This window comes from Thiomonas arsenitoxydans (assembly GCF_000253115.1).
In the GTDB taxonomy this organism is placed as follows: domain Bacteria; phylum Pseudomonadota; class Gammaproteobacteria; order Burkholderiales; family Burkholderiaceae_C; genus Thiomonas; species Thiomonas arsenitoxydans.
In genome coordinates this window covers 3,069,417-3,087,349 of record NC_014145.1, presented here as the reverse complement: position 1 = coordinate 3,087,349, position 17,933 = coordinate 3,069,417, and the positions used below count along the sequence as shown (strand labels likewise).

The following is a 17,933-nucleotide window of genomic DNA, read 5'->3' as shown; positions in this document are numbered from 1 at the left end:
GCACGCCTGGCTCGAGAACATCAGGGCGTGCGGTCGGGCCGGCAACACAGACTGTTCGAATGCGCATGAACGCCTCACGCCATGCGCGTCGCCACCTTCCAGAACCCGCGCGCATTCGCCAGCACGGGCCTGGGCAGCACGCTGAAATCCACCCCGGCGAAGACATCGCGCATGGCATCCTCGAAATACTGCGCGCCGCCGCCAGCCAGGATCAGGTGGTCAACTCGCACCTTGTTCGATTGCTGACTGCGCTGGAGCATCTCGGCTATACGCTGCGCGATGATCATGGCGCCCTTGCGCACCGTCTGGCGATACTCCGAGAAATCGATGCTGCCGACGCCGACCAGGGAAATCCTGCCGCGCTCCAGCCCGTCCTCGATCGTCTGGATGTCGACACGCGCATTGGGGTGCTTGCGGGTGATCGCAACCGACACGCCCTTGAGCAGCTCCGGCACCCCGCCGTCGAACGCCCCGGACAGATCCGGGATGATCACGTGGCCGCGCATGGCGAACCAATCGAACGTCTTGTAGCCAGGATCGGCCACAATGACCGTATCGCCTTCCGGAGGCGGCACGGTCAGGCGTCCGCGCCAATCCGTCATCGCGGCGACCGGCTGTGGCATGACCTTGATCGCCTTCGCCCGCACGAATATCGTGTCCTTCCCATAGGCGGCACGAAGCTTTGCCGGGACCGAAACCTCAAACCTCTTGCCCATTTCGGCCGTCAGACCCTCCCGGAACTTGCCGAAGCTGTAGACAGGCAGGCCAACGACGAGCGCGTCGACCCACTCGACCACCTCACCGAGGTCCTTGAACGCCATGTACAAGGCTCCCGCGACCAGGGCGCGATACTGCGGGGGTATGGATGTAGTCGTCGTGCAGCGTGCGGCCATACACCGCGGTGGACGGGCCGACCACATCGTGGCGACCGTCGACCCGCACCAGCACCTCGTCGGTCTGCCCCGCCGACGCCAGGGCGTGGTAATCCTTCGGATCTCGGATCTCGTGCGCAACCGATGGGATGATGACGTTGTGCTCAGGACCTGCGTCGGTGGACCAGACGCCCTTGGTGTTGCCATAGCCCACGTCCAGGCCGAGATTGAAACGAATGACTGCCATATTGAAACTCCAGGTTGAAAGGTTGTGCGCCAGCAGGCGCGATTAGCTGAGGTTGCTGAAATCGAGGTCGTCGATGAACGTGTTCACATGCCCGGGATCTGAAACCGATGGTGCGGCCGCCTGATGGGCGGCCAATGAGGCAGGCATGGGTTGTTGCGCGGCGCCTTGCCCATAGAGCATGGCCGTGCCGGTGTAGATGACTTGCTGAATCGCTCGGGCGCGATGCTGCTTCCCGGGGCCATGCGGGAGACGGATCAGGTGCTCATACAATGGCTTCAAGGCTGGGTCTTCCGGATCGATGGTGAGATTGAAACGCATGGTTTTCCTTCACGATTTGGTGATTGGTTCGAATGACGCCACGGCAGCGCATTCATCCAACGTGGAGCAACTTGGCTACGTGACGCGGACCGAGGTTGCGTCGAAAAAAACAAGCCCAACCACGTCAAAGCCATGCAGTTGTTCTACACCGACATCGTGCCTGCGCAAGTCGATGCCGCCCGACTTGAAAACCGATCGATTCGACCGACGATTCCACGTGCACAAACCATCGATTCGGTTTAGGCTGCAACCAGCCCATCATCGGGCACCTTTTCGCAACCCCGCATCAGCGGAATGAGTCTTCGACCGGCATGCCCGGTTTCTTGCGCCGCTCCCGAGGCGCCAAGACAGGGTCTCGTAAGAGACCATCGCACCATGCCGCCGCCAGGCGGTTTTTTTGACGCCCCTCAGCAAAAAAAACAGCAGAACCCTGAGTGAGGCACGAACCGAGTCCACACGCGCCTTAGCGGGCATAAAAGACACCCTACACATTCCAGTAGGGCAGATAAGTAGTCGCTTGAGAAGCTGGGCCAGGCAGCCCGCACCGGCGTTTCGCACTCACCCTTGCGGGTGTAGCGAGCGCGGTTGCCGCCATGTATCCCGAGGGAGCATGGCCGCCCGACCAAGGTCGGGTCTCGGAACATTCAAGCGTTGATGCCGCGCGCCGGGTCGCTCCGGCAGCATCCGCATGGCCCCCGTCAGCGGGCCGGTTCCCTCTTTGCGGAGGGAGATCACGTACCGCAAGGGCGTGACTCACAAAAGCCGTGGCGACGGTTGCGTGAGAATTCGGGACTCCTGAAGGTAAATCGCCCCTCGTATACGAGTGCAAGGCAGGACCCGGGGCCTTATCCGTGGCGACGAAGAGCACCGTCTGACGTGCTCACACCACCGCCCGTCTGATGCCGTGCGGGCAGGCTCTTTACCCTGATTGCACGCGCCGGGATGATTGGCGATATGCGCCGCGGCCCTCCCAGGAGAACTGGCGGCTTGCGCCGCGGCGGGAGCAACGAAAGCTCTCCGTGATGGGCTGGTTTTTGCGTCAGCGTGCGCCGCGGCTACCTCTACCTTGACGGTTTCAGGAAGGAGCAGCCATGGCGACAGCCGCAGAAACCAAGCCGATCATCCGCCTCGACTTCGAAGGCAACCCCATTCTGGTGCAGATGGGGGAGGATGGAAGTGTCTGGTACACCGCCAAGCCCTTATGCACGGCGCTTGGTTTTAAGAAGATGGCGGAAGCCATTGAGCGGCACGTCAAGCTAGGCGATCAGCAGTCTCGAGGCGTGCCGACGGGAGGCGGCGTGCAGCAGATGATGCACGTCAACGAAGCCGGGATGCAGGCACTGGTAGCAGCTAGCCATCGGGTTGCCACGAGACGCTTCAAGAAGTGGATCGCTGCTGGCGTGATTCACGCCGCTGTGCGCGCTATGGAAGCTCAAGACGGCGAGGTGCTTGGAGACAGGCTCGATGGAATGACGGAATTCAAGCCGATTGCGAAGACTATTGCAGCCAAAGAATGCAGGCCGGTTGATACAGGGCGACAAGCGTCATGTCAAGCGCCGCACGGGCAGGGAGCACAAATTCAGCCAGCGGCAGATCAGCAGGAACCGGCCATGAGCACACACGATTCAACGAGCGGTCAGATCATCCATTTCGCATTCGGCGGTAAGACCGTACGAGCCGTCCACGACGAATCTGGGGAGCCGTGCTTTGTCGGCAAAGACGTCTGCGACGCGCTGGGTTATGCAGACCACATCAATGCCATAAAGCAGCATTCCCGTGGGGTGGTGAAACGCCACCCCATCATCGACAGCCTGGGACGCACCCAGGAAGTGCGCGTCTTGTCCGAGCCCGATGTGATGCGCCTGATCGTCAGCAGCAAGTTGCCAGCCGCCGAAGCCTTTGAGCGGCTTGTGTTCGAGGAAATCCTGCCGACGATCCGCAAGACAGGTCGCTACAGCGCGGAAAAGGAAGCACCCCCAGCCCTTGGCCCGATCCAGGCCCCCGGCACGCAAGAAAAGCTGCAAGGCGCGATGGACGTCGCCCGGGCATTGATCGGCATCGGCGAAGCGACACTCGGACGAGAAGGACTCAAGGCGCAAATCCCCAATCTCAGCCACCCGGAGGTCGCCCTCGGCCTGGCCGGGCTGGTCCTGAAAAACAAGCGCTTCCTGCTGACGCTAGACGACCTCGAGCATCCGGTGATCCGTCCGCTCGAGAAAAACGAAATGATCATCCAGGCGAGCGGTAGCGAATGGATCGACAAGCTGCTCAGCGTCATGAACCAGGATCAACTCAAGGCCATGGCGCGGTTTGCCATGGCGCGGATCGTTTGAGGCGCTCGACGAGATAAGAAGCCATGATGCACGTAACGAAGATGATTGTTGTCCGGCGCGACTATCGAGGCCAGCCGCTCGTGGTGATGGTTCGCAACGGCCGGCCCTGGTTTGACCTCAAGGCCGTCTGTCTGGCGTTTGCAGGGCGATCGGGCATTGGTGCCGCCGATGTCGGCCAGCAGGCGGGGACAGGACTCAGGCGCGGCGGTGGGCATGGGGGTCAAGTGGCGATTTTGTAGCGCTTGAGCTTTTCCCATAAGGTCTTGCGGCTGATGCCGAGCAGTTCGGCGGTCTCGGCCATCTTGCCGCCGCGCTCGCTCACGGCCTGCGCGAGGTAGTCGCGCTCGGCCTGTGCCAGATAGTCGCCGAGCGGTACCGGCGCTTTGTGTGCATGCGGGGCGTGGCTCGGCGTGTTGCCCGAGCAGGGCAGGCCCGATTGTTCCCAGCGCACCCAGCAATCGGTGGCGAAGTGGTAGGCGCGATCGAGCACGGCGAAGAGTTCGCGCACATTGCCTTCCCAGGGCTGCACCTTGGCCCAGGCGACGAAGCGCGGGTCGAGGCGTTTGGATTGGCCGGTCTTGGCGTTGAGCGCCTCGACATGGCGATGCGCCAGCCAGGCGATGTCGTCGGCTCGCTCGCGCAGGGGCGTGAGGTGGATGGGCACGCCGCTGATGCGAAACAGCAGGTCCTGGCGGAAGGTTCCGGCGTCGACCATCTTGTCCAGCGGCTTGTGCGTGGCACACACCAGGCGCACCGAGACGTGCACGTTTTTTTCGCTGCCGATGCGGCGCACCTGCCCGTCCTGCAGCACGCGCAGCAGCTTGGCCTGTACGGCAAGCGGCATGTCGCCGATTTCGTCGAGGAACAGCACCCCGCCGTCGGCCTGTTCGAACACGCCGATGTGGCGCTTGTGCGCGCCGGTGAATGCGCCGCTCTCGTGACCGAACAGCTCGGATTCGAGCAGCCCGCCGTGAATCGCCGCGCAGTTGACGGCCACCATCGGCAACGCGCGCTTGCCCGCATGGTTGGCTGCCATGCGGGCGTGGATGTGCTGCGCCACCACTTCCTTGCCGGTGCCGGATTCTCCCTGGATCAATACGGGTAGGTCGAGCGCGGCGATGCGGTCGATCAGCCGCTCCAGCGCCTGCGCCGCAGGCGAGATGCCGAACCAGACATCGCTCGTCTGCACGCCGGGGAGCATCCATTCGCGGATGCGCTGCATCAGCGCGTCGACGTCGAAGGGCTTCTGGATGTAGTCCCACGCGCCTTCGCGTACCAAGCGCACGGCCTGCTCGACCGAGCCGTAACCCGTCATGAATACCAGCGGCGGACAGCAGCCGCCATAGCGCTGCATCATGGTGGCGAGCATGCTGCCGCCATCGCCGTCGGGCAGGCGAATGTCACTCAGCACCAGAGGATACAGGCGGGTCTGCAACGCGGCGCACGCCTCGGCGAGGTCGCGCACCCATTCGACGGTGTAATACTCCAGACGCAGGCGCTGCTGCAGCGATTCGCCCATGATGGGGTCGTCCTCGACGACCAGGACGGCGGGATCGGTCACGGCAATCTCCTCGGGTGGCCCTAGTTCATGGCCGGGCGCTATGCGACTATCGTATATCCGGATGTTCGTAATCATCGCCGCAGGGGGATGTCGATGGTCGCGGTGGTGACGCCGCCGGTGTGGGCAAGCTTGAGCGTGCCGCCGACGTCGCTCAGCAGGCGGCGGCTTTCCCACAGGCCGAAACCCGATCCTTCCGGGAAGCTCGTCGGCGCAATGTCCGAGAGCAAGGCGGCGGACGGCGCGGTGCCGCGGTTGCGCACCTGCACGCGCAGGGCATCGCCCAGCATGTCGACCTCGAGTTCGAGGGTCGAGCCGGGCTCGGCGGCGTGGCAGGCGTTGAGCAGGATGTTGAGCGTGGCCTGGCGCACCGGGCCGGCGGCCACGGGGATGCGCACGGGAATGTCGAACCGGGTCTGCAGTTCGATCCCGCGCTCATGCTGGCAAGGGCCGATCAGTTCGACCAGATCATGAAAGTCCTGCCGGGCCAGATCGCGCTCGGCCGGCCGGGTCTGCGCCAGCAGCGCCTGGGCGGTGTTGCGCAATTGCTCCAACCCGCGGTCGAGCAGGTCGAGTGTCTGGCGCGTCGTGTCGTCGTACTGGCCGAAGCGTTGCGCCGTGTGCAGGGCATTGAGCATGCCGCCGAGCGGGTTGTTGATCTCGTGCGCGGTCGCAGCGGCCAGCGCCCCCACGGCGGCGAGTTTTTCCGCGCGCTGGGCGCGTTCTGCTTGCTCCAGCAGCCGTGCGAAGGCTGCGGCGAGCGCGCCCACTTCGTCGCGCCGGGCCGCGAGTTCGGCGCTGATGCGGCGGGTGTCGTCGCCGTTGCGGCGCATCGATTCCTGCAGGCGCACCAGCGGGGCGAGCATGCGACGGGTGAGCATCCACACGATGGGCACGAACACGGCCACGGCCAAGAGGGTGATCGCGGTGATCCAGCGGGTCATCGAGCGCAGGCGCTGGCGGTACAGGGCGTCGCTCACCGCATAGACCAGGGTGCCGACCCCCGCGTCCGAATCGGCGCGCAGGGCACTGACGTAAATGCGCCAGTTGCCGCTTTGGATCGGGGGCGACAGCCCCGGATGGGTGCTTGCCACGCTCAAGGGCGAACTGACCTGCAGCGAACCCGGTGCCCACAGGGGTGTCCACACCGGCGGCCTGGCCGTGGGGAACAGCGTGGGGTCGGAGCTGGCGAACACCCGCCCGCCAGGGCCGATGAGCACCGCTATCGAGGCGCTGTGCGGCGGCGAATCGACCTGGTCGCCGGCGACGGAGGTCAGCGCCTCGTAGGCGGCCCAGACGTTGTCTTGTTGAATCAAGGTTGGCAGACTCTTGTTCCACGCTGCCATGGCCTGGAACGCGCCGGCGTCGACGTCCTCGATTAGATACTGCCGCGTCAGCAGACCCAGCCCCGCGGCCATCAGCAGCGCGGTGAGGGCGACCAGGGTTGCCGCGATCAAGGGCAGGCGCAGTAGCAGGGCGCCTTTCCAGGTGGCGCGCTCCTGCCGAGGCACCGCGTCCGGGCGCTGCGCCGTGTCGAGTGCGATCGCGAGGTCGTGTGATGCCGCGTTCATGCGGTTTCGTAAATGGCGGAAAGGGGAATCGGCGGATGCGTGCCGTCGAGAATCGCCGCGAGCTCGGCGATGCCGCCGAACCAGCTTTCCTGCGGCGCGAGGAAGTCTTCCAGATCCAGACTGCGCAGCAAGGCCCGGCCTTGCGCGTCGTCCTTGGCCGAGAGCAAGGCATGCTGCAGGCGCATGTGTAGCATGGGAACGAGGTTCTTGCGCGTGACGATGGGCGGAAAGCCGTAGCGCTGCGATTTGGCGACGATGCGCGTTTTCAACGCCGCCTGCGATTGGCGCCGGTTGAGCACCTCCCAGATGTAGCCGTCGACCGTGCCCGAATCGGCCAGGCCGCTTCCCACCGCCTCCACCACCTTGTGCAGCGAGTAGGTGTAGAAGGTGCCGCGGAAAAAGCTTTGCGGCGTCTGGCCGAGCGCGCGCAGCGCCACCACCGGCACCAGATAACCCGAGTTGGACAGCGGATCGTCGAACGCAAACACGTCGCCGCGCAGGTCGCGGATCGAGTGCGCCTGGGTGCGCCGCGCCGCAGCGATGAGGTAGCTCTGGTACCAAGGCTGCCCGTGCCAGCCGGGCTGTGCGCACAGCCGCACGAAACCCTTGGCCACGACATAGGGAAATCCGCAAATCCATGCCGCCTCCATTTCGTCCGAGCGCAGCGCTTCCAGGGCTTCCTGGTAGCTCGACTTCTGGATGATCTGCACCGGCCCGCCGAGCTGCACCTGCAGGAACTGCTGCCAGAGGTGGATCGCGCCGTCGTGCAGGAACACGTCGGTCACGCCGAAGCGGAACGGCGGCTTGCCGCTACGCGCAGGACTTTGCCCGAAAGCGCTGGATACGGCGCTGCAGGTCGCGGCGGCGAGAAGGGTTCGGCGGTGCATGGTGGCGTCCTCTGCGTTACGAAAACGAAACGCTCACGAACTGGCGCGTTACCCGGCGGTAACGCCATTGGCGGTGCGCGCCGTCGCCGTGAGACGCAAGTGCTTGATTCGGCACGATCACGGCGCTCGGGTCGAAGCTGGCACGTCCATTGCAAAAGCATGAAGCGCGATTGAGCGTTTCACAACAACCCCGAGGAGGCATCATGACCGAAAAAGTATCGCGTCGCATTTTTCTCAAAGTCGCCGGAACCAGCGTAGCAGGCGTGGGCGCTGCCGTCAGCCCGGTCGGCTCCGCAATGGCCGCAGGCGGTGACCAAGCTGCGATTCAGGCGGCAGCCGGCATGGCTGTGCTGCCCTACCCGAAAACCGCGGTGGGCAAGGCCAAGGCGATGCAGGCCAACACCCCGGTGTCGTTCAGCTACCCGGACGCCGATTCGCCCTGTGTGGCGATCAAGATGGGCCAGCGCGTGGCCGGCGGTGTTGGCCCGGACGGCGACATCGTCGCTTACAGCAATCTTTGCACCCACATGGGCTGCCCCTTGATGTACGACCCGGCCACGCAGCGTTTCAAGTGCCCCTGTCACTACAGCATGTTCGATCCCGAGAAGTCGGGTCAGATGATCTGCGGCCAGGCGACCGAAGATCTGCCGCAAATCCAACTCGAGTACGACCCGGCCTCCGACAGTGTTCGCGCCGTGGCCGTCACCGGCCTGATCTACGGCCGCCAGGCCAACGTGCTGTAAGCCCATCACCGTCAGGAGACGAACACCATGTCGCAATTCAAGGATCGTGTCGCGCTGCCGCCGGCAGATGCGCAAAAAACCAATTTGACCTGCCATTTCTGCATCGTGGGCTGTGGCTACCACGCCTACACCTGGGATGCCGACCGCGAGGGCGGGCGCGCGCCCCACCAGAACGCGCTGGGGCTTGATTTTCGCAAGCAGCTTCCGCCCTTCGCCACCATCATGACCCCGGCGATGACCAATGTCCTGACCGACAAGAACGGCAAGCGTAAAGCCGTCATGATCGTGCCTGACAAGGCCTGCGTCGTCAACCAGGGGCTGAGCTCAACCCGCGGGGGCAAAATGGCGTCCTACTTCTACAACGCCGATGGCCTCACCAAAGAGCGTCTGCTTCACCCCCGTGTCTACTATGGTGACCAATGGATGGACACCTCCTGGGACTACGCCCTCCAAGTTTATAGTGGCGTGGTCAAAAAAATTCTGGACGAAGATGGTCCAGACGAGATCGCTGTGGCCATGTTTGATCACGGGGGCGCCGGTGGAGGTTTCGAGAACACCTGGGGCACCGGCAAGCTGATCTTCACCGGTATCCAGACCCCGACGGTACGCATCCATAACCGTCCGGCGTACAACTCCGAATGCTTCGGCAACCGTGACATGGGCATTTTCGAGCTCAACAACAGCTACGAAGACGCCGAACTCGCCGACGTCATCTGGTCCATCGGCAACAACCCCTACGAGAACCAGACCAACTACTTCCTCGTGCACTGGCTGCCCAATCTGCAGGGCGGCACGGTGGACAAGAAGAAGAAAATGTTCCCTGGTGAACCGGTCGGTCCTGGCAAATTCATTTTCGTCGATCCGCGTCGCAATCCGTCGATTTCGATTTGTGAGGATCTGGCCAAGGATCAGGTTCTGCACTTGGCGATCAATCCTGGCAGCGATGGCGCCCTGTTCAATGGCTTGTTGACCTACATCGTCGATCAAGGCTGGATCAACAAGGACTTCATCGCCAAGCATACGGAAGGTTTCGAGGCCGCCGTCAAGGCCAACGCCATGTCGTTGGACGAGTGCAGTCGCATCACCGGCGTTCCGGTGGCGCAGATCAAGCAGGCTGCGGAGTGGAGCTACAAACCCAAGGCTCCGGGTAAGCAGCCACGCACCATGCATGCCTTCGAGAAAGGCATCATCTGCGGCAACAACAACTACGTCACTGAACAAGCCATCGGTGCCGTTGTCGTGGCCACGCACAATGTGGGCAGCCGACGTGGGACAGGCTGGGTGCGCATGGGCGGTCACCAGGAAGGTTACACACGGCCCCCATATCCGGAACCCAAGTCCCGCTATCCGGCCGCCGACTTTCCCATTCCGCGCCATGACAAGTTGATCGAGGTTGATACCTACCTCATCAATGGCAAGGGCAAGATGATGACGTTCTGGGCGTGCAACACATTCCAGACCACCAACAATGCCCAGGCTCTGCGCGAAGCCGTCATTCGCCGCAGTCAGATCGTCAAACAGGCCATGGGCCAGGCCCGTGGCGCCACGCCCAAGGAGATGGTGGACGTCATCTACAAGGCAACGCAAAAGGGCGGGTTGTTTGTCGGGATGATGGATATCTACCCCACGATGATTGCCGAGGCGGCCCATGTGATGTTTCCGGGTGCTCTGCCGGGAGAAATGAACCACACCTCGATGAACGGTGAGCGCCGCCTGCGCATGTCCGAGAAGTTCATCGATCCCCCAGGCGAAGCCTTGCCCGACTGTCTGACCGCCGCGCGTATCGCCAACACCATTCGCGTGATGTACGAGGCCGAAGGCAATGCCAAGATGGCCAAGCGCTTCGAAGGTTTCGAGTGGACAACCCCAGAAGATGCCTTCAATGATGGATTCCGCCAGGTCGGTCGACCGGGCGCGCCCAAAATCGACAGCGAGGGTTACGCCACGGGCTACATGGCCACGTATGCACTGCTGCGCAAAGCTGGCAACAACGGCGTGCAGATGCCGATCAAGCAGGTTGATGGAGACAAGCTGCTGGGTTCGCCGACGCTTTATCCCGACGACAAGTTCGACACGCCCAATGGCAAGATCCAGGTCTTTCCAGCGAAGTGGGATGGTTGGCTCAAACAGGCAGCCGAGGTCAAGGCCAAGTACAAATTCTGGATCAACAACGGCCGGTTCAACGAAGTCTGGCAGTCTTGGTACAACAACCAATACGACCCCTTCATCATGGACCGTTACCCGATGGCGGTGATCCAGATGAATCCTGCGGATATGGCGACCCTCGGCGTCAAGCCGACCGATGTGGTCGAAATCTACAACGACTACGGCACCACGATGGCCATGGCCTACCCGGAGCCGACCATCAAGCCCAACCAGTCCTTCGTCGTCTTCGGCGCTCCCAAAGGTGTCGTGGGTTCCGTGGTGACCACCGCCACAGATGTGCATTTCCTCGAATATCACAAGGGAACCTGGGCCGACATTCGCCGGGTCGGCTCGATGCCGGACTGGAAACGCACCGTCTCGACCAAGAGCCGCATGTACGGGGTTTGAATCGTTCCAATTCTCCCAGGCCACGGCGGCCTCGGGAGAACCGCTGTCCTCCTCGGGCGGCAGTTCCTTGGGCTCCTACGCTGGGGCCCTTTTTTTGAATGCGGGAGGAGGTGCATTCCATGTCAACCCATCAACCGAGAATCACGATGAAAAAGTTCTTTTTGTGCACATCTCTGGCCCTGTTCGCAGCCCAGGCCTGGGCCGCCCCTGACATGCTGGCTCTGGCCAAGCAGAAGAACTGCCTGGCCTGCCATGCAGTGGACGCCAAGATCGTCGGCCCCGCCTACAAGGCCGTGGCCGAAAAATACGCGGGCAAGCCCGGTGCCGAACAGATGCTGGTCAACGCCGTGCTGCACGGCCATGTCGGCACCTGGGGTCAGGTGCCGATGCCGGCCAACACCGATGTCACCCCGGCGCAGGCCAAGCAATTGGTGGCATGGATCCTGAGCCTGAAATAAAGCAGCAGGACAGAAAACGGAACGGCCGGTGGCGTCACCCCATGGCGCCTCCGGCTGGCATGATCCAAGCCCGCAACCTCGCAGGGAGTTCCCTTCATTCCACCCCCGGAAACCATGCACCACGAACTTCCTTTTTCCAGTGGCGCTGACCGTCGCGCACGAGCCACCGGCAAGCTCCGTAGCACGGACGAGGACGACGTCGCCGCCGTCTTCGAGGCGGCCGCCGAACTGTTCGCCGCGCTGTCATCCCCGATGCGATTGAGCATCGTCTGCCACCTGCGCGAGCAGGACATGAACGTGCAGCAGATTGCCAACCGGATCGGCAGCAGCCAGCCCAACACGTCCCTGCATTTGCGCCAACTGCACCAGATCGGCATTGTGGATCGGTCGAGGAGCGGTCAGTCGGTGACGTACCGCATCCGCAACACCTTCGTGGCCGATCTGTGCAAGATCGTTTGCCCAGGCCATTGAGGGCGCGTGCAACAGCACTTGATCAGACCTCACCGCCATGCATACCCCACCAGCCTCGCGCTCCAAACCCACACCCACGCACGAACTGCCGTTCGGGGCGACCCTGCGCAAGCTGCTCCTGATCATCCCGGCGAGCTTCGCGCTGCCCGTGATCGTCCTGCTTCTGATCGCTTCCTACCTGTCCAACACAGTGGGACCAAACCCGGATTCGTCGCCGATGTCCACCCGCGCCATCGCTCGGCGCATTGCACCAGTGGCACAACTCGTGGTCGCATCCGGCCCTCGAATGGCCGAAAAGTGGAACGCCGCCTCGCTCTCCGCGGCAGCGCCGACACCGAACGCCCAGGCCAAGACACCGGCCACCGCCCACGCACCTGTGGGCGGCACCAGCGCTTCGGCCATGCTGACCCTGGCCCGGCGGAAGAACTGCCTGACCTGCCATACCGCCGATCACAAGGTCGTCGGCCCCGCGTACGAGGCCGTGGCCGAGAAATACGCGGGCAAACCCGGTGCCGAGCAGATGCTGGTCAATGCGGTGCTGCACGGCCACGTCGGCACCTGGGGCCAGGTGCCGACGCCGGCCGAACCGGGTACCAACTCGATCGAGCTGCCCTCGGCATATTTTGACTTTCCTATGTCCAACGCCATGACTCTCGCGGAACCGATCGACTACGCCGAACTCATTGCGAGCTCGTGCGCAAACGCCAGCAGACCTCACCCAAGCGGCTGGGCGAACCCGGCCCAGATGCCGGGCAGGTTCGCGAACTCTTCACCGCCGCTGCACAGGCGCCCGACCACGGTTTGATCCTGCCCTGGCGCTTCGTGCATGTCTCGGACGCCGGGCGCCAGCGGCTCGGCGAGGCGTTCGTGCAAGCCCTGCTCGAACGCGACCCCGACGCCACCGCGCAGCAACGCTCCGAGGCACGGGCCAAGGCTGCGCGCGCGCCCTTCCTGGCGCTGGCCATCGCCCGCCCGCACGACGATGCCAGCCCCGAGATCCCGCCGCGCGAGCGCCTGGTCTCGCTCGGCTGTGCACTGCAAAACATGCTGCTGCTGGCGCACGCCCAGGGCTTCGGCGCCGGGCTGGTCAGCGGGCAGGCGATGGAGTCGAGAGCCTTGCGCGACTTGTTCAGGCTTGCCGACAACGAACAAGCGGTTTGCTTCATCGCTGTCGGCACGGTGGCCAAAGCCAAGACCAGCCGGGTGCGCCCGTCGCCTGTCGATTTCGTCGAGACGTTGTGAAACTTTCAGTCGACGCACGGAGATTTCGATGCAGACATCACCCCGAAAAACCACCCACCAAGTCGTGTATTTCGCCCAGAGCTTTCACCGCGGCGAGCCGGAGCAGCGCAGCATGATGCTGGCCATCGGCTCCCAAGGCTATGTCGAAGCGGCAGCGCGCGCGCACCGTGATTTGCATCCCGAGGACGGCGTTGCCGTCTATCGGGCACTCATGGACGAGCCCACACCGATGAGCTATCGCCTTGTGGACTACTTCAGTTCCGAGCTCGGCGAAGCCTGGCATGAGGGTTTCGCCCCGCACTACCAGCATGGATTGCTCGAATGACGCCCGCCCCGCAGATTTTTGCCAACACCCTCGCGACGACCGACCAGGCCCAAGAAGGTGACGCACTGGAGGCGGTGTTCCAGGAGGCCGCCGAACTCTTCGCAGCCCTCGCTTGCCCGACGCGGTTGCAGATCGTCTGCCAGTTGCGCCACGGCGACCAGACCGTGCATGGACTGGTTGACTGCATTGACAGTTCCCAACCCAATATCTCGGGCCATCTGCGCCTGCTCAGACAGGCCGGCATCGTGCGCCGCGAGCGTAGCGGGCGACAGGTCACGTACCGCCTGAGCAGCACACTGGCCGACGCCTTGTGCGCAGCAGTCTGCATCGTCAACTGAGATGCCGCACGCGCTGCATCCATCCCGCCCTCAGCCCCTGTATGTCCGAGCGAACCATTCCCATCGTCGATCACCGCTACGCCTCCAGCGTGCCGACCGTTCCCGCGCACTCCCTCGCGCCCGGTGCCCTGCTGGCCGACAAGCTGGGCCGGCCGCTGCACGATCTGCGCATCTCCATCACCGATCGCTGCAATTTCCGCTGCACCTATTGCATGCCCAAAGAGGTGTTCGACGCGCATTACGAATTCCTGCGCCACGCCGATCTGCTGCGCTTCGAGGAAATCGAGCGCCTGGCGCGCGTGTTCGTCAGCTTGGGCGTGCGCAAACTGCGCATCACCGGCGGTGAGCCGCTGCTGCGCAAGGGCGTGGAGGACCTGGTGGCCATGCTCGCCGCCATCCGCACGCCGGACGGCGAGCCGGTGGAACTGACCATGACCACCAACGCCTCCATCCTCGCGCGCAAGGCCGAAGCACTGGCGCGGGCCGGTTTGCACCGCGTGACCGTGAGCCTGGACGCCATTGACGACGCCGTCTTCCGCCGCATGAACGATATGGACTTTCCGGTGCAAACCGTGCTGGAAGGCATCGCCGCGGCGCAGGCCGCCGGACTGCGTCCGGTGAAGGTGAACATGGTGGTGCAGCGCGGTGTGAACGACGACCAGATTCTGCCCATGATCGAGCATTTCCGCGGCAGCGGCGTGGTGCTGCGCTTCATCGAATTCATGGACGTGGGCAACACCAACGGCTGGCGCATGGATCAGGTCCTGCCCTCGGCCGAGTTGCTGGCGCGCATTGCCCAGCGCCACCCGCTGCACGCGCTCGACCCCACCGTGCTGGGCGAAACCGCCGAGCGCTGGCTGCTGGACGACGGCAGCCTTGAAATTGGCGCCATCTCCAGCGTCACCCAGGCCTTTTGCCACGACTGCAACCGCGCCCGCTTGTCGATGGAAGGCAAGCTCTACCTTTGCCTCTTCGCCAGCCACGGCCACGACCTGCGCGCCCTGCTGCGCGGCGACGCGCAACAAGGCATACAACAGGCGAGCGACGCCGACTTGCAGGCCGCCATCGCCCAGGTGTGGAGCCGGCGTGACGACCGCTATTCCGAGTTGCGCGGGTTTGATGGCGCAGGCTTGCTGCAGGCCGTGCGCAAGCCCGAGATGTTTGCCATCGGAGGGTGAGCGCATGTCCGCAAGCCTGACGTTTCCTGATCTCGCCGCCGTCGTCTGTTGCGTCGGCAGCTACGACCCCGACGCCCTGCGCGTCGATCAGGTGCAGGACATCATCGCCTGTTTCGTACGCTCCGTGCGCACCGCCGAGCGCGTCGATATTCGCGCCGCGCTCGGGCGCGTGCTCGCCGCAGACGTCATCGCTCCGTTCGACGTGCCCTCGCACGACAACGCCGGCATGGACGGCTACGCGCTGCGCGGCGCCGATCTGGCGGCCGGCGGCGCGGCGGCGCCCACAGTCGTCGGCAAAGGTTTGGCCGGCCATGCCTACACCGGCGCCGTGCCGAGCGGCGCCTGCGTGCGCATCATGACCGGCGCCGTCATGCCCGAAGGCTGCGACACCGTCGTGCCGCAGGAATTCGTGCGCTTGGAAGGCGACGTCGTGCGCATCCCTGCAGGCGTGCTCAAGCCAGGCGACAACGCCCGCCGGCGTGGTGAAGACCTGCGCGCCGGTCAACCCGCACTGGCTGTGGGCAAGCTGCTGCGCCCGGCCGATATCGGGTTGGTTGCATCGCTCGGCTTACCTGAAGTGATGGTGTGGCGCAAGCTGCGCGTGGCCTTCATGTCCACTGGGGACGAACTGCGCAGCCTGGGCGAGCCACCCGCGCAAGGCAGCGTGTACGACAGCAATCGCTACACCCTCTGGGCCATGCTCACGCGCCTGGGCTGCGACGTGCTCGACCTCGGCGTGGTGCGCGACGATCCCGCGCTGCTCGAAGCCGCGCTGCGCCAGGTTTGCGAAAACGCCGACGCCGTCATCACCTCCGGCGGCGTGTCGGTGGGCGAAGCCGACCATTTGCGCGCCGTCATGGCCAAACTCGGCGACGTAGCCTTCTGGCGCATCGCGATGCGCCCCGGCCGCCCCATGGCTTTCGGCCGCATCGCCAGCGGGGTGCACACAGCGGTGCTGTTCGGCCTGCCGGGCAACCCGGTGGCGGTCATGGTGACCTTTTACGCCTTCGTGCGCGAGGCGCTGCTGCGCATGATGAACGCTAGCCCCAAGCCGCAGCCACTGCTGCCGGTGCGCGCACTGCACGCGATCCGCAAGCGCCCGGGCCGCACCGAATACCAACGCGCCGTGCTCGAGGCCCAAGCGGACGGCGGCTGGGGAGCACGCACCACCGGCGATCAGGGCTCGGGCATCCTGCGCTCCATGAGCGAGGCCGACGGCTTCATCGTCCTGCACCACGAACAAGGCAGCGTGCAGGCGGGTGAGATGGTGAATTTTTTGCCGTTCGAGGGGCTGGTGTGATGCGAATCTTGCAAACGCGTCGCGGCCAGCGTCTCGTGGAATCGGTGTCCGTTTGGCTGTGGGCGAGACAAGAGGGTTTCCCGCGGACAAGATCGCGCGTCGAGCGTGTCCTGGGGCAAACATGCGGAGGCGACGGATGAAACCGACCCACCAGGAACAGCTTGCACTCGAGGTGATGTTGGCTCTGGCCAGGGCGCGCAGTGGGTCCGCCAGCGTGCGGGATCTCGGAGCGGCGCTGCAGATGGCCCCGTCCACCCTGAAAACCTTGTTCGAGCGCTTGATGGACGCAGGACTGCTGCGCTGCAAGTCCGCCCCTGATGATTGTTATGGGCTGGCACGCGCGCCACGTTGGATCACCGCGGCGGATATCGTCCTGGCGAGCCAACAAGGGCCTGGTGGGGCCGCCCATGGCCGGCTGATCGGAGCGCGGAACCGGGCCAGCCTGGAGGCCACCGCCTTGCGGGCACTCGAGACGGCCTTGAATCGCTGCAGCCTGGAGTTTTTACAAGCGATCACGCTGCAGGATCTTGCTCGGGGTGCGCCATGTTGCGGGAAGACGCGTTCCCATGCGCTGCAGGATGTGCCAAGGCATCGCCGCTTTGTCGCAAGCCAACCCGGAGCGCGAACGTGATGAGCCGACAGCACGAGAGTGAGGGCGTACGCAAGGGTTGCGCCCAATGCCACCAATGCGCGATACGCGCACAGTGCGTCTTCAAGCATTGGCCCCTGGAGGAGCTGAACGCTGTTGCCGAGAATATTGACGACGTGCAATACGGCCCACGGCAAGTGCTCTACGAGCCTGGGAAGCGCGGCGACCATGTTTACGTGATCCGCACCGATCTCGTCACGCTGGCTTGCATCGAACCCGACGGCCAGCGCCGGATCTCCCGGGTCGCCAAACGCGGGGACGTGATCGGACTGGAGAGTCTGGTCACCCAGCCCTTTCTGCATCGGGCTTCGTCCGTCAAAACCGTGCGGGTCTGCCGCATACCCATCACATTGTTCCAGGACGAGGACGCAGGGTGGTGCGATGGGGATCTGGACATGATGAAGCGTTGGCATCGCGCCCTGCAGCAGGCGGACGACTGGTCCTGCCTCTACGGGGGGCAGCGCCCCGTGACACCCCGGATGGCGCAATTGATCTTGGCGCTGACGGATCCGCCGTGGAGCGAGACGCTGTTGCTGCCCAAGCTGGACGATCTGGCTGCCCTGCTCGGCGTGGCGATGGAGTCGGCCAGCAGAGCGTTGTCTCGGCTCAGGCAGCGCGGTTGGCTTGTACGACTGGGGCTCGGCCGCTACGCCATCGAACGCGATGCGCTGGATGCCTATGTGCAGGTCCGAAAGCCGCTTTCGGCCCGGGAGCGTGGCGCGGGTGTTGCGCCTGACGCCAAGAGGCTGCAGCATGAAAGTGGCGCTGCCACGGTCACGCAGGCGTCATCCCCATCCACCGTCCGTCACCGCCGGTCCGGCGGTCAATTTGTCGGCATGGATCATGCACCCGTGCAGAACCGGCATCTGCCTTGATTTCCTTTTCCCAGA

The 17,933-nt window shown here is 64.1% G+C and carries 20 protein-coding genes; 13 read left to right on the top strand and 7 right to left on the bottom strand.

Annotated elements, in window-relative coordinates; all coding sequences use genetic code 11:
• Positions 1-74 precede the first annotated feature (74 nt).
• Genes THI_RS14605 through THI_RS14595 form a run of 3 tightly spaced genes read right to left on the bottom strand, consistent with a single transcriptional unit; the run spans position 75 to position 1,437 of the window.
• Complete coding sequence (locus THI_RS14605) at positions 75-821, bottom strand: ParM/StbA family protein (protein WP_013107025.1); 747 nt, start codon at positions 819-821, stop codon at positions 75-77.
• Positions 799-1,119, bottom strand: a complete 321-nt coding sequence (locus THI_RS14600; RefSeq protein ID WP_013107024.1) for a ParM/StbA family protein — start codon at positions 1,117-1,119, stop codon at positions 799-801. The genes THI_RS14605 and THI_RS14600 overlap by 23 nt, the downstream gene beginning before the upstream one ends.
• 42 nt (positions 1,120-1,161) lie before the next feature.
• The gene (locus THI_RS14595; protein ID WP_013107023.1) at positions 1,162-1,437 is read right to left on the bottom strand and encodes a hypothetical protein; all 276 of its coding nucleotides are present in this window, start codon (positions 1,435-1,437) and stop codon (positions 1,162-1,164) included.
• A 1,091-nt stretch (positions 1,438-2,528) separates the two neighbouring features.
• Here THI_RS14595 and THI_RS18180 point away from each other — a divergent pair.
• Positions 2,529-3,770 (top strand): BRO-N domain-containing protein, encoded by a 1,242-nt coding sequence (locus tag THI_RS18180; protein WP_013107021.1) that lies wholly within the window; start codon positions 2,529-2,531, stop codon positions 3,768-3,770.
• Here the strand turns inward: THI_RS18180 and THI_RS19105 are convergent.
• The 4 genes from THI_RS19105 to THI_RS14570 form a co-directional block, all read right to left on the bottom strand.
• Positions 3,725-3,985 carry a hypothetical protein gene (locus THI_RS19105; protein WP_141130618.1) on the bottom strand — a complete coding sequence of 87 codons (261 nt, stop codon included), beginning with the start codon at positions 3,983-3,985 and terminating at the stop codon, positions 3,725-3,727. The genes THI_RS18180 and THI_RS19105 overlap by 46 nt on opposite strands.
• A 5-nt stretch (positions 3,986-3,990) precedes the next feature.
• Positions 3,991-5,331 (bottom strand): sigma-54-dependent transcriptional regulator, encoded by a 1,341-nt coding sequence (locus THI_RS14580; RefSeq protein WP_013107020.1) that lies wholly within the window; start codon positions 5,329-5,331, stop codon positions 3,991-3,993.
• Positions 5,332-5,402: 71 nt separating this feature from the next.
• On the bottom strand, positions 5,403-6,899 hold the full coding sequence (locus THI_RS14575; RefSeq protein WP_013107019.1) for a sensor histidine kinase: 1,497 nt from the start codon (positions 6,897-6,899) through the stop codon (positions 5,403-5,405).
• Positions 6,896-7,786: a substrate-binding domain-containing protein gene (locus tag THI_RS14570; protein WP_013107018.1), complete on the bottom strand. Its 891-nt coding sequence runs from the start codon at positions 7,784-7,786 to the stop codon at positions 6,896-6,898. Before THI_RS14570 ends, THI_RS14575 begins: the two co-directional genes overlap by 4 nt.
• A gap of 203 nt (positions 7,787-7,989) precedes the next feature.
• Between THI_RS14570 and THI_RS14565 the strand changes: the two genes are divergently transcribed.
• The 12 genes from THI_RS14565 (at position 7,990) to THI_RS14510 (ending at position 17,918) form a co-directional block, all read left to right on the top strand.
• Positions 7,990-8,529 carry an arsenate reductase (azurin) small subunit gene (locus THI_RS14565; RefSeq protein ID WP_013107017.1) on the top strand — a complete coding sequence of 180 codons (540 nt, stop codon included), beginning with the start codon at positions 7,990-7,992 and terminating at the stop codon, positions 8,527-8,529.
• A 27-nt stretch (positions 8,530-8,556) separates the two neighbouring features.
• Positions 8,557-11,082 (top strand): arsenate reductase (azurin) large subunit, encoded by a 2,526-nt coding sequence (locus tag THI_RS14560; RefSeq protein ID WP_013107016.1) that lies wholly within the window; start codon positions 8,557-8,559, stop codon positions 11,080-11,082.
• 146 nt (positions 11,083-11,228) lie between these two features.
• Positions 11,229-11,540, top strand: a complete 312-nt coding sequence (locus THI_RS14555; protein WP_013107015.1) for a c-type cytochrome — start codon at positions 11,229-11,231, stop codon at positions 11,538-11,540.
• A 114-nt stretch (positions 11,541-11,654) separates the two neighbouring features.
• The gene (locus THI_RS14550) at positions 11,655-12,011 is read left to right on the top strand and encodes an ArsR/SmtB family transcription factor (RefSeq protein ID WP_013107014.1); all 357 of its coding nucleotides are present in this window, start codon (positions 11,655-11,657) and stop codon (positions 12,009-12,011) included.
• 37 nt (positions 12,012-12,048) lie between these two features.
• Positions 12,049-12,816 carry a c-type cytochrome gene (locus tag THI_RS19430; RefSeq protein WP_013107013.1) on the top strand — a complete coding sequence of 256 codons (768 nt, stop codon included), beginning with the start codon at positions 12,049-12,051 and terminating at the stop codon, positions 12,814-12,816.
• Complete coding sequence (locus THI_RS14540; protein ID WP_041609034.1) at positions 12,705-13,253, top strand: nitroreductase family protein; 549 nt, start codon at positions 12,705-12,707, stop codon at positions 13,251-13,253. The genes THI_RS19430 and THI_RS14540 overlap by 112 nt, the downstream gene beginning before the upstream one ends.
• Positions 13,254-13,281: 28 nt before the next feature.
• Positions 13,282-13,578, top strand: a complete 297-nt coding sequence (locus THI_RS14535; protein ID WP_013107011.1) for a hypothetical protein — start codon at positions 13,282-13,284, stop codon at positions 13,576-13,578.
• Positions 13,575-13,916 (top strand): ArsR/SmtB family transcription factor, encoded by a 342-nt coding sequence (locus tag THI_RS14530; RefSeq protein ID WP_013107010.1) that lies wholly within the window; start codon positions 13,575-13,577, stop codon positions 13,914-13,916. Before THI_RS14535 ends, THI_RS14530 begins: the two co-directional genes overlap by 4 nt.
• Positions 13,917-13,957: 41 nt before the next feature.
• A complete protein-coding gene (gene moaA / locus THI_RS14525) occupies positions 13,958-15,094 on the top strand; it encodes a GTP 3',8-cyclase MoaA (protein ID WP_013107009.1) in 1,137 nt (378 codons plus the stop codon).
• 4 nt (positions 15,095-15,098) lie between these two features.
• Positions 15,099-16,394, top strand: a complete 1,296-nt coding sequence (moeA, locus tag THI_RS14520; protein WP_013107008.1) for a molybdopterin molybdotransferase MoeA — start codon at positions 15,099-15,101, stop codon at positions 16,392-16,394.
• Between the two features lie 136 nt (positions 16,395-16,530).
• Positions 16,531-17,025 (top strand): Rrf2 family transcriptional regulator, encoded by a 495-nt coding sequence (locus THI_RS14515; protein WP_013107007.1) that lies wholly within the window; start codon positions 16,531-16,533, stop codon positions 17,023-17,025.
• Positions 17,025-17,918, top strand: a complete 894-nt coding sequence (locus tag THI_RS14510) for a Crp/Fnr family transcriptional regulator (RefSeq protein WP_041609033.1) — start codon at positions 17,025-17,027, stop codon at positions 17,916-17,918. The genes THI_RS14515 and THI_RS14510 overlap by 1 nt, the downstream gene beginning before the upstream one ends.
• The last annotated feature ends 15 nt before the right edge of the window (positions 17,919-17,933 follow it).

Bases quoted from the DNA above. Each gene is read 5' to 3' on its own strand.
- THI_RS14605 (WP_013107025.1), bottom strand. From the start codon at position 821: ATGGCGTTCAAGGACCTCGGTGAGGTGGTCGAGTGGGTCGACGCGCTC.
- THI_RS14570 (WP_013107018.1), bottom strand. From the start codon at position 7,786: ATGCACCGCCGAACCCTTCTCGCCGCCGCGACCTGCAGCGCCGTATCC.
- THI_RS14565 (WP_013107017.1), top strand. From the start codon at position 7,990: ATGACCGAAAAAGTATCGCGTCGCATTTTTCTCAAAGTCGCCGGAACC.
- THI_RS14600 (WP_013107024.1), bottom strand. From the start codon at position 1,119: ATGGCAGTCATTCGTTTCAATCTCGGCCTGGACGTGGGCTATGGCAAC.
- THI_RS14535 (WP_013107011.1), top strand. From the start codon at position 13,282: ATGCAGACATCACCCCGAAAAACCACCCACCAAGTCGTGTATTTCGCC.
- THI_RS14560 (WP_013107016.1), top strand. From the start codon at position 8,557: ATGTCGCAATTCAAGGATCGTGTCGCGCTGCCGCCGGCAGATGCGCAA.
- THI_RS14575 (WP_013107019.1), bottom strand. From the start codon at position 6,899: ATGAACGCGGCATCACACGACCTCGCGATCGCACTCGACACGGCGCAG.
- THI_RS14595 (WP_013107023.1), bottom strand. From the start codon at position 1,437: ATGCGTTTCAATCTCACCATCGATCCGGAAGACCCAGCCTTGAAGCCA.
- THI_RS19105 (WP_141130618.1), bottom strand. From the start codon at position 3,985: ATGCCCACCGCCGCGCCTGAGTCCTGTCCCCGCCTGCTGGCCGACATC.
- moeA (WP_013107008.1), top strand. From the start codon at position 15,099: ATGTCCGCAAGCCTGACGTTTCCTGATCTCGCCGCCGTCGTCTGTTGC.
- THI_RS14530 (WP_013107010.1), top strand. From the start codon at position 13,575: ATGACGCCCGCCCCGCAGATTTTTGCCAACACCCTCGCGACGACCGAC.
- THI_RS14515 (WP_013107007.1), top strand. From the start codon at position 16,531: ATGAAACCGACCCACCAGGAACAGCTTGCACTCGAGGTGATGTTGGCT.
- THI_RS18180 (WP_013107021.1), top strand. From the start codon at position 2,529: ATGGCGACAGCCGCAGAAACCAAGCCGATCATCCGCCTCGACTTCGAA.
- THI_RS14510 (WP_041609033.1), top strand. From the start codon at position 17,025: ATGAGCCGACAGCACGAGAGTGAGGGCGTACGCAAGGGTTGCGCCCAA.
- moaA (WP_013107009.1), top strand. From the start codon at position 13,958: ATGTCCGAGCGAACCATTCCCATCGTCGATCACCGCTACGCCTCCAGC.
- THI_RS14555 (WP_013107015.1), top strand. From the start codon at position 11,229: ATGAAAAAGTTCTTTTTGTGCACATCTCTGGCCCTGTTCGCAGCCCAG.
- THI_RS14550 (WP_013107014.1), top strand. From the start codon at position 11,655: ATGCACCACGAACTTCCTTTTTCCAGTGGCGCTGACCGTCGCGCACGA.
- THI_RS19430 (WP_013107013.1), top strand. From the start codon at position 12,049: ATGCATACCCCACCAGCCTCGCGCTCCAAACCCACACCCACGCACGAA.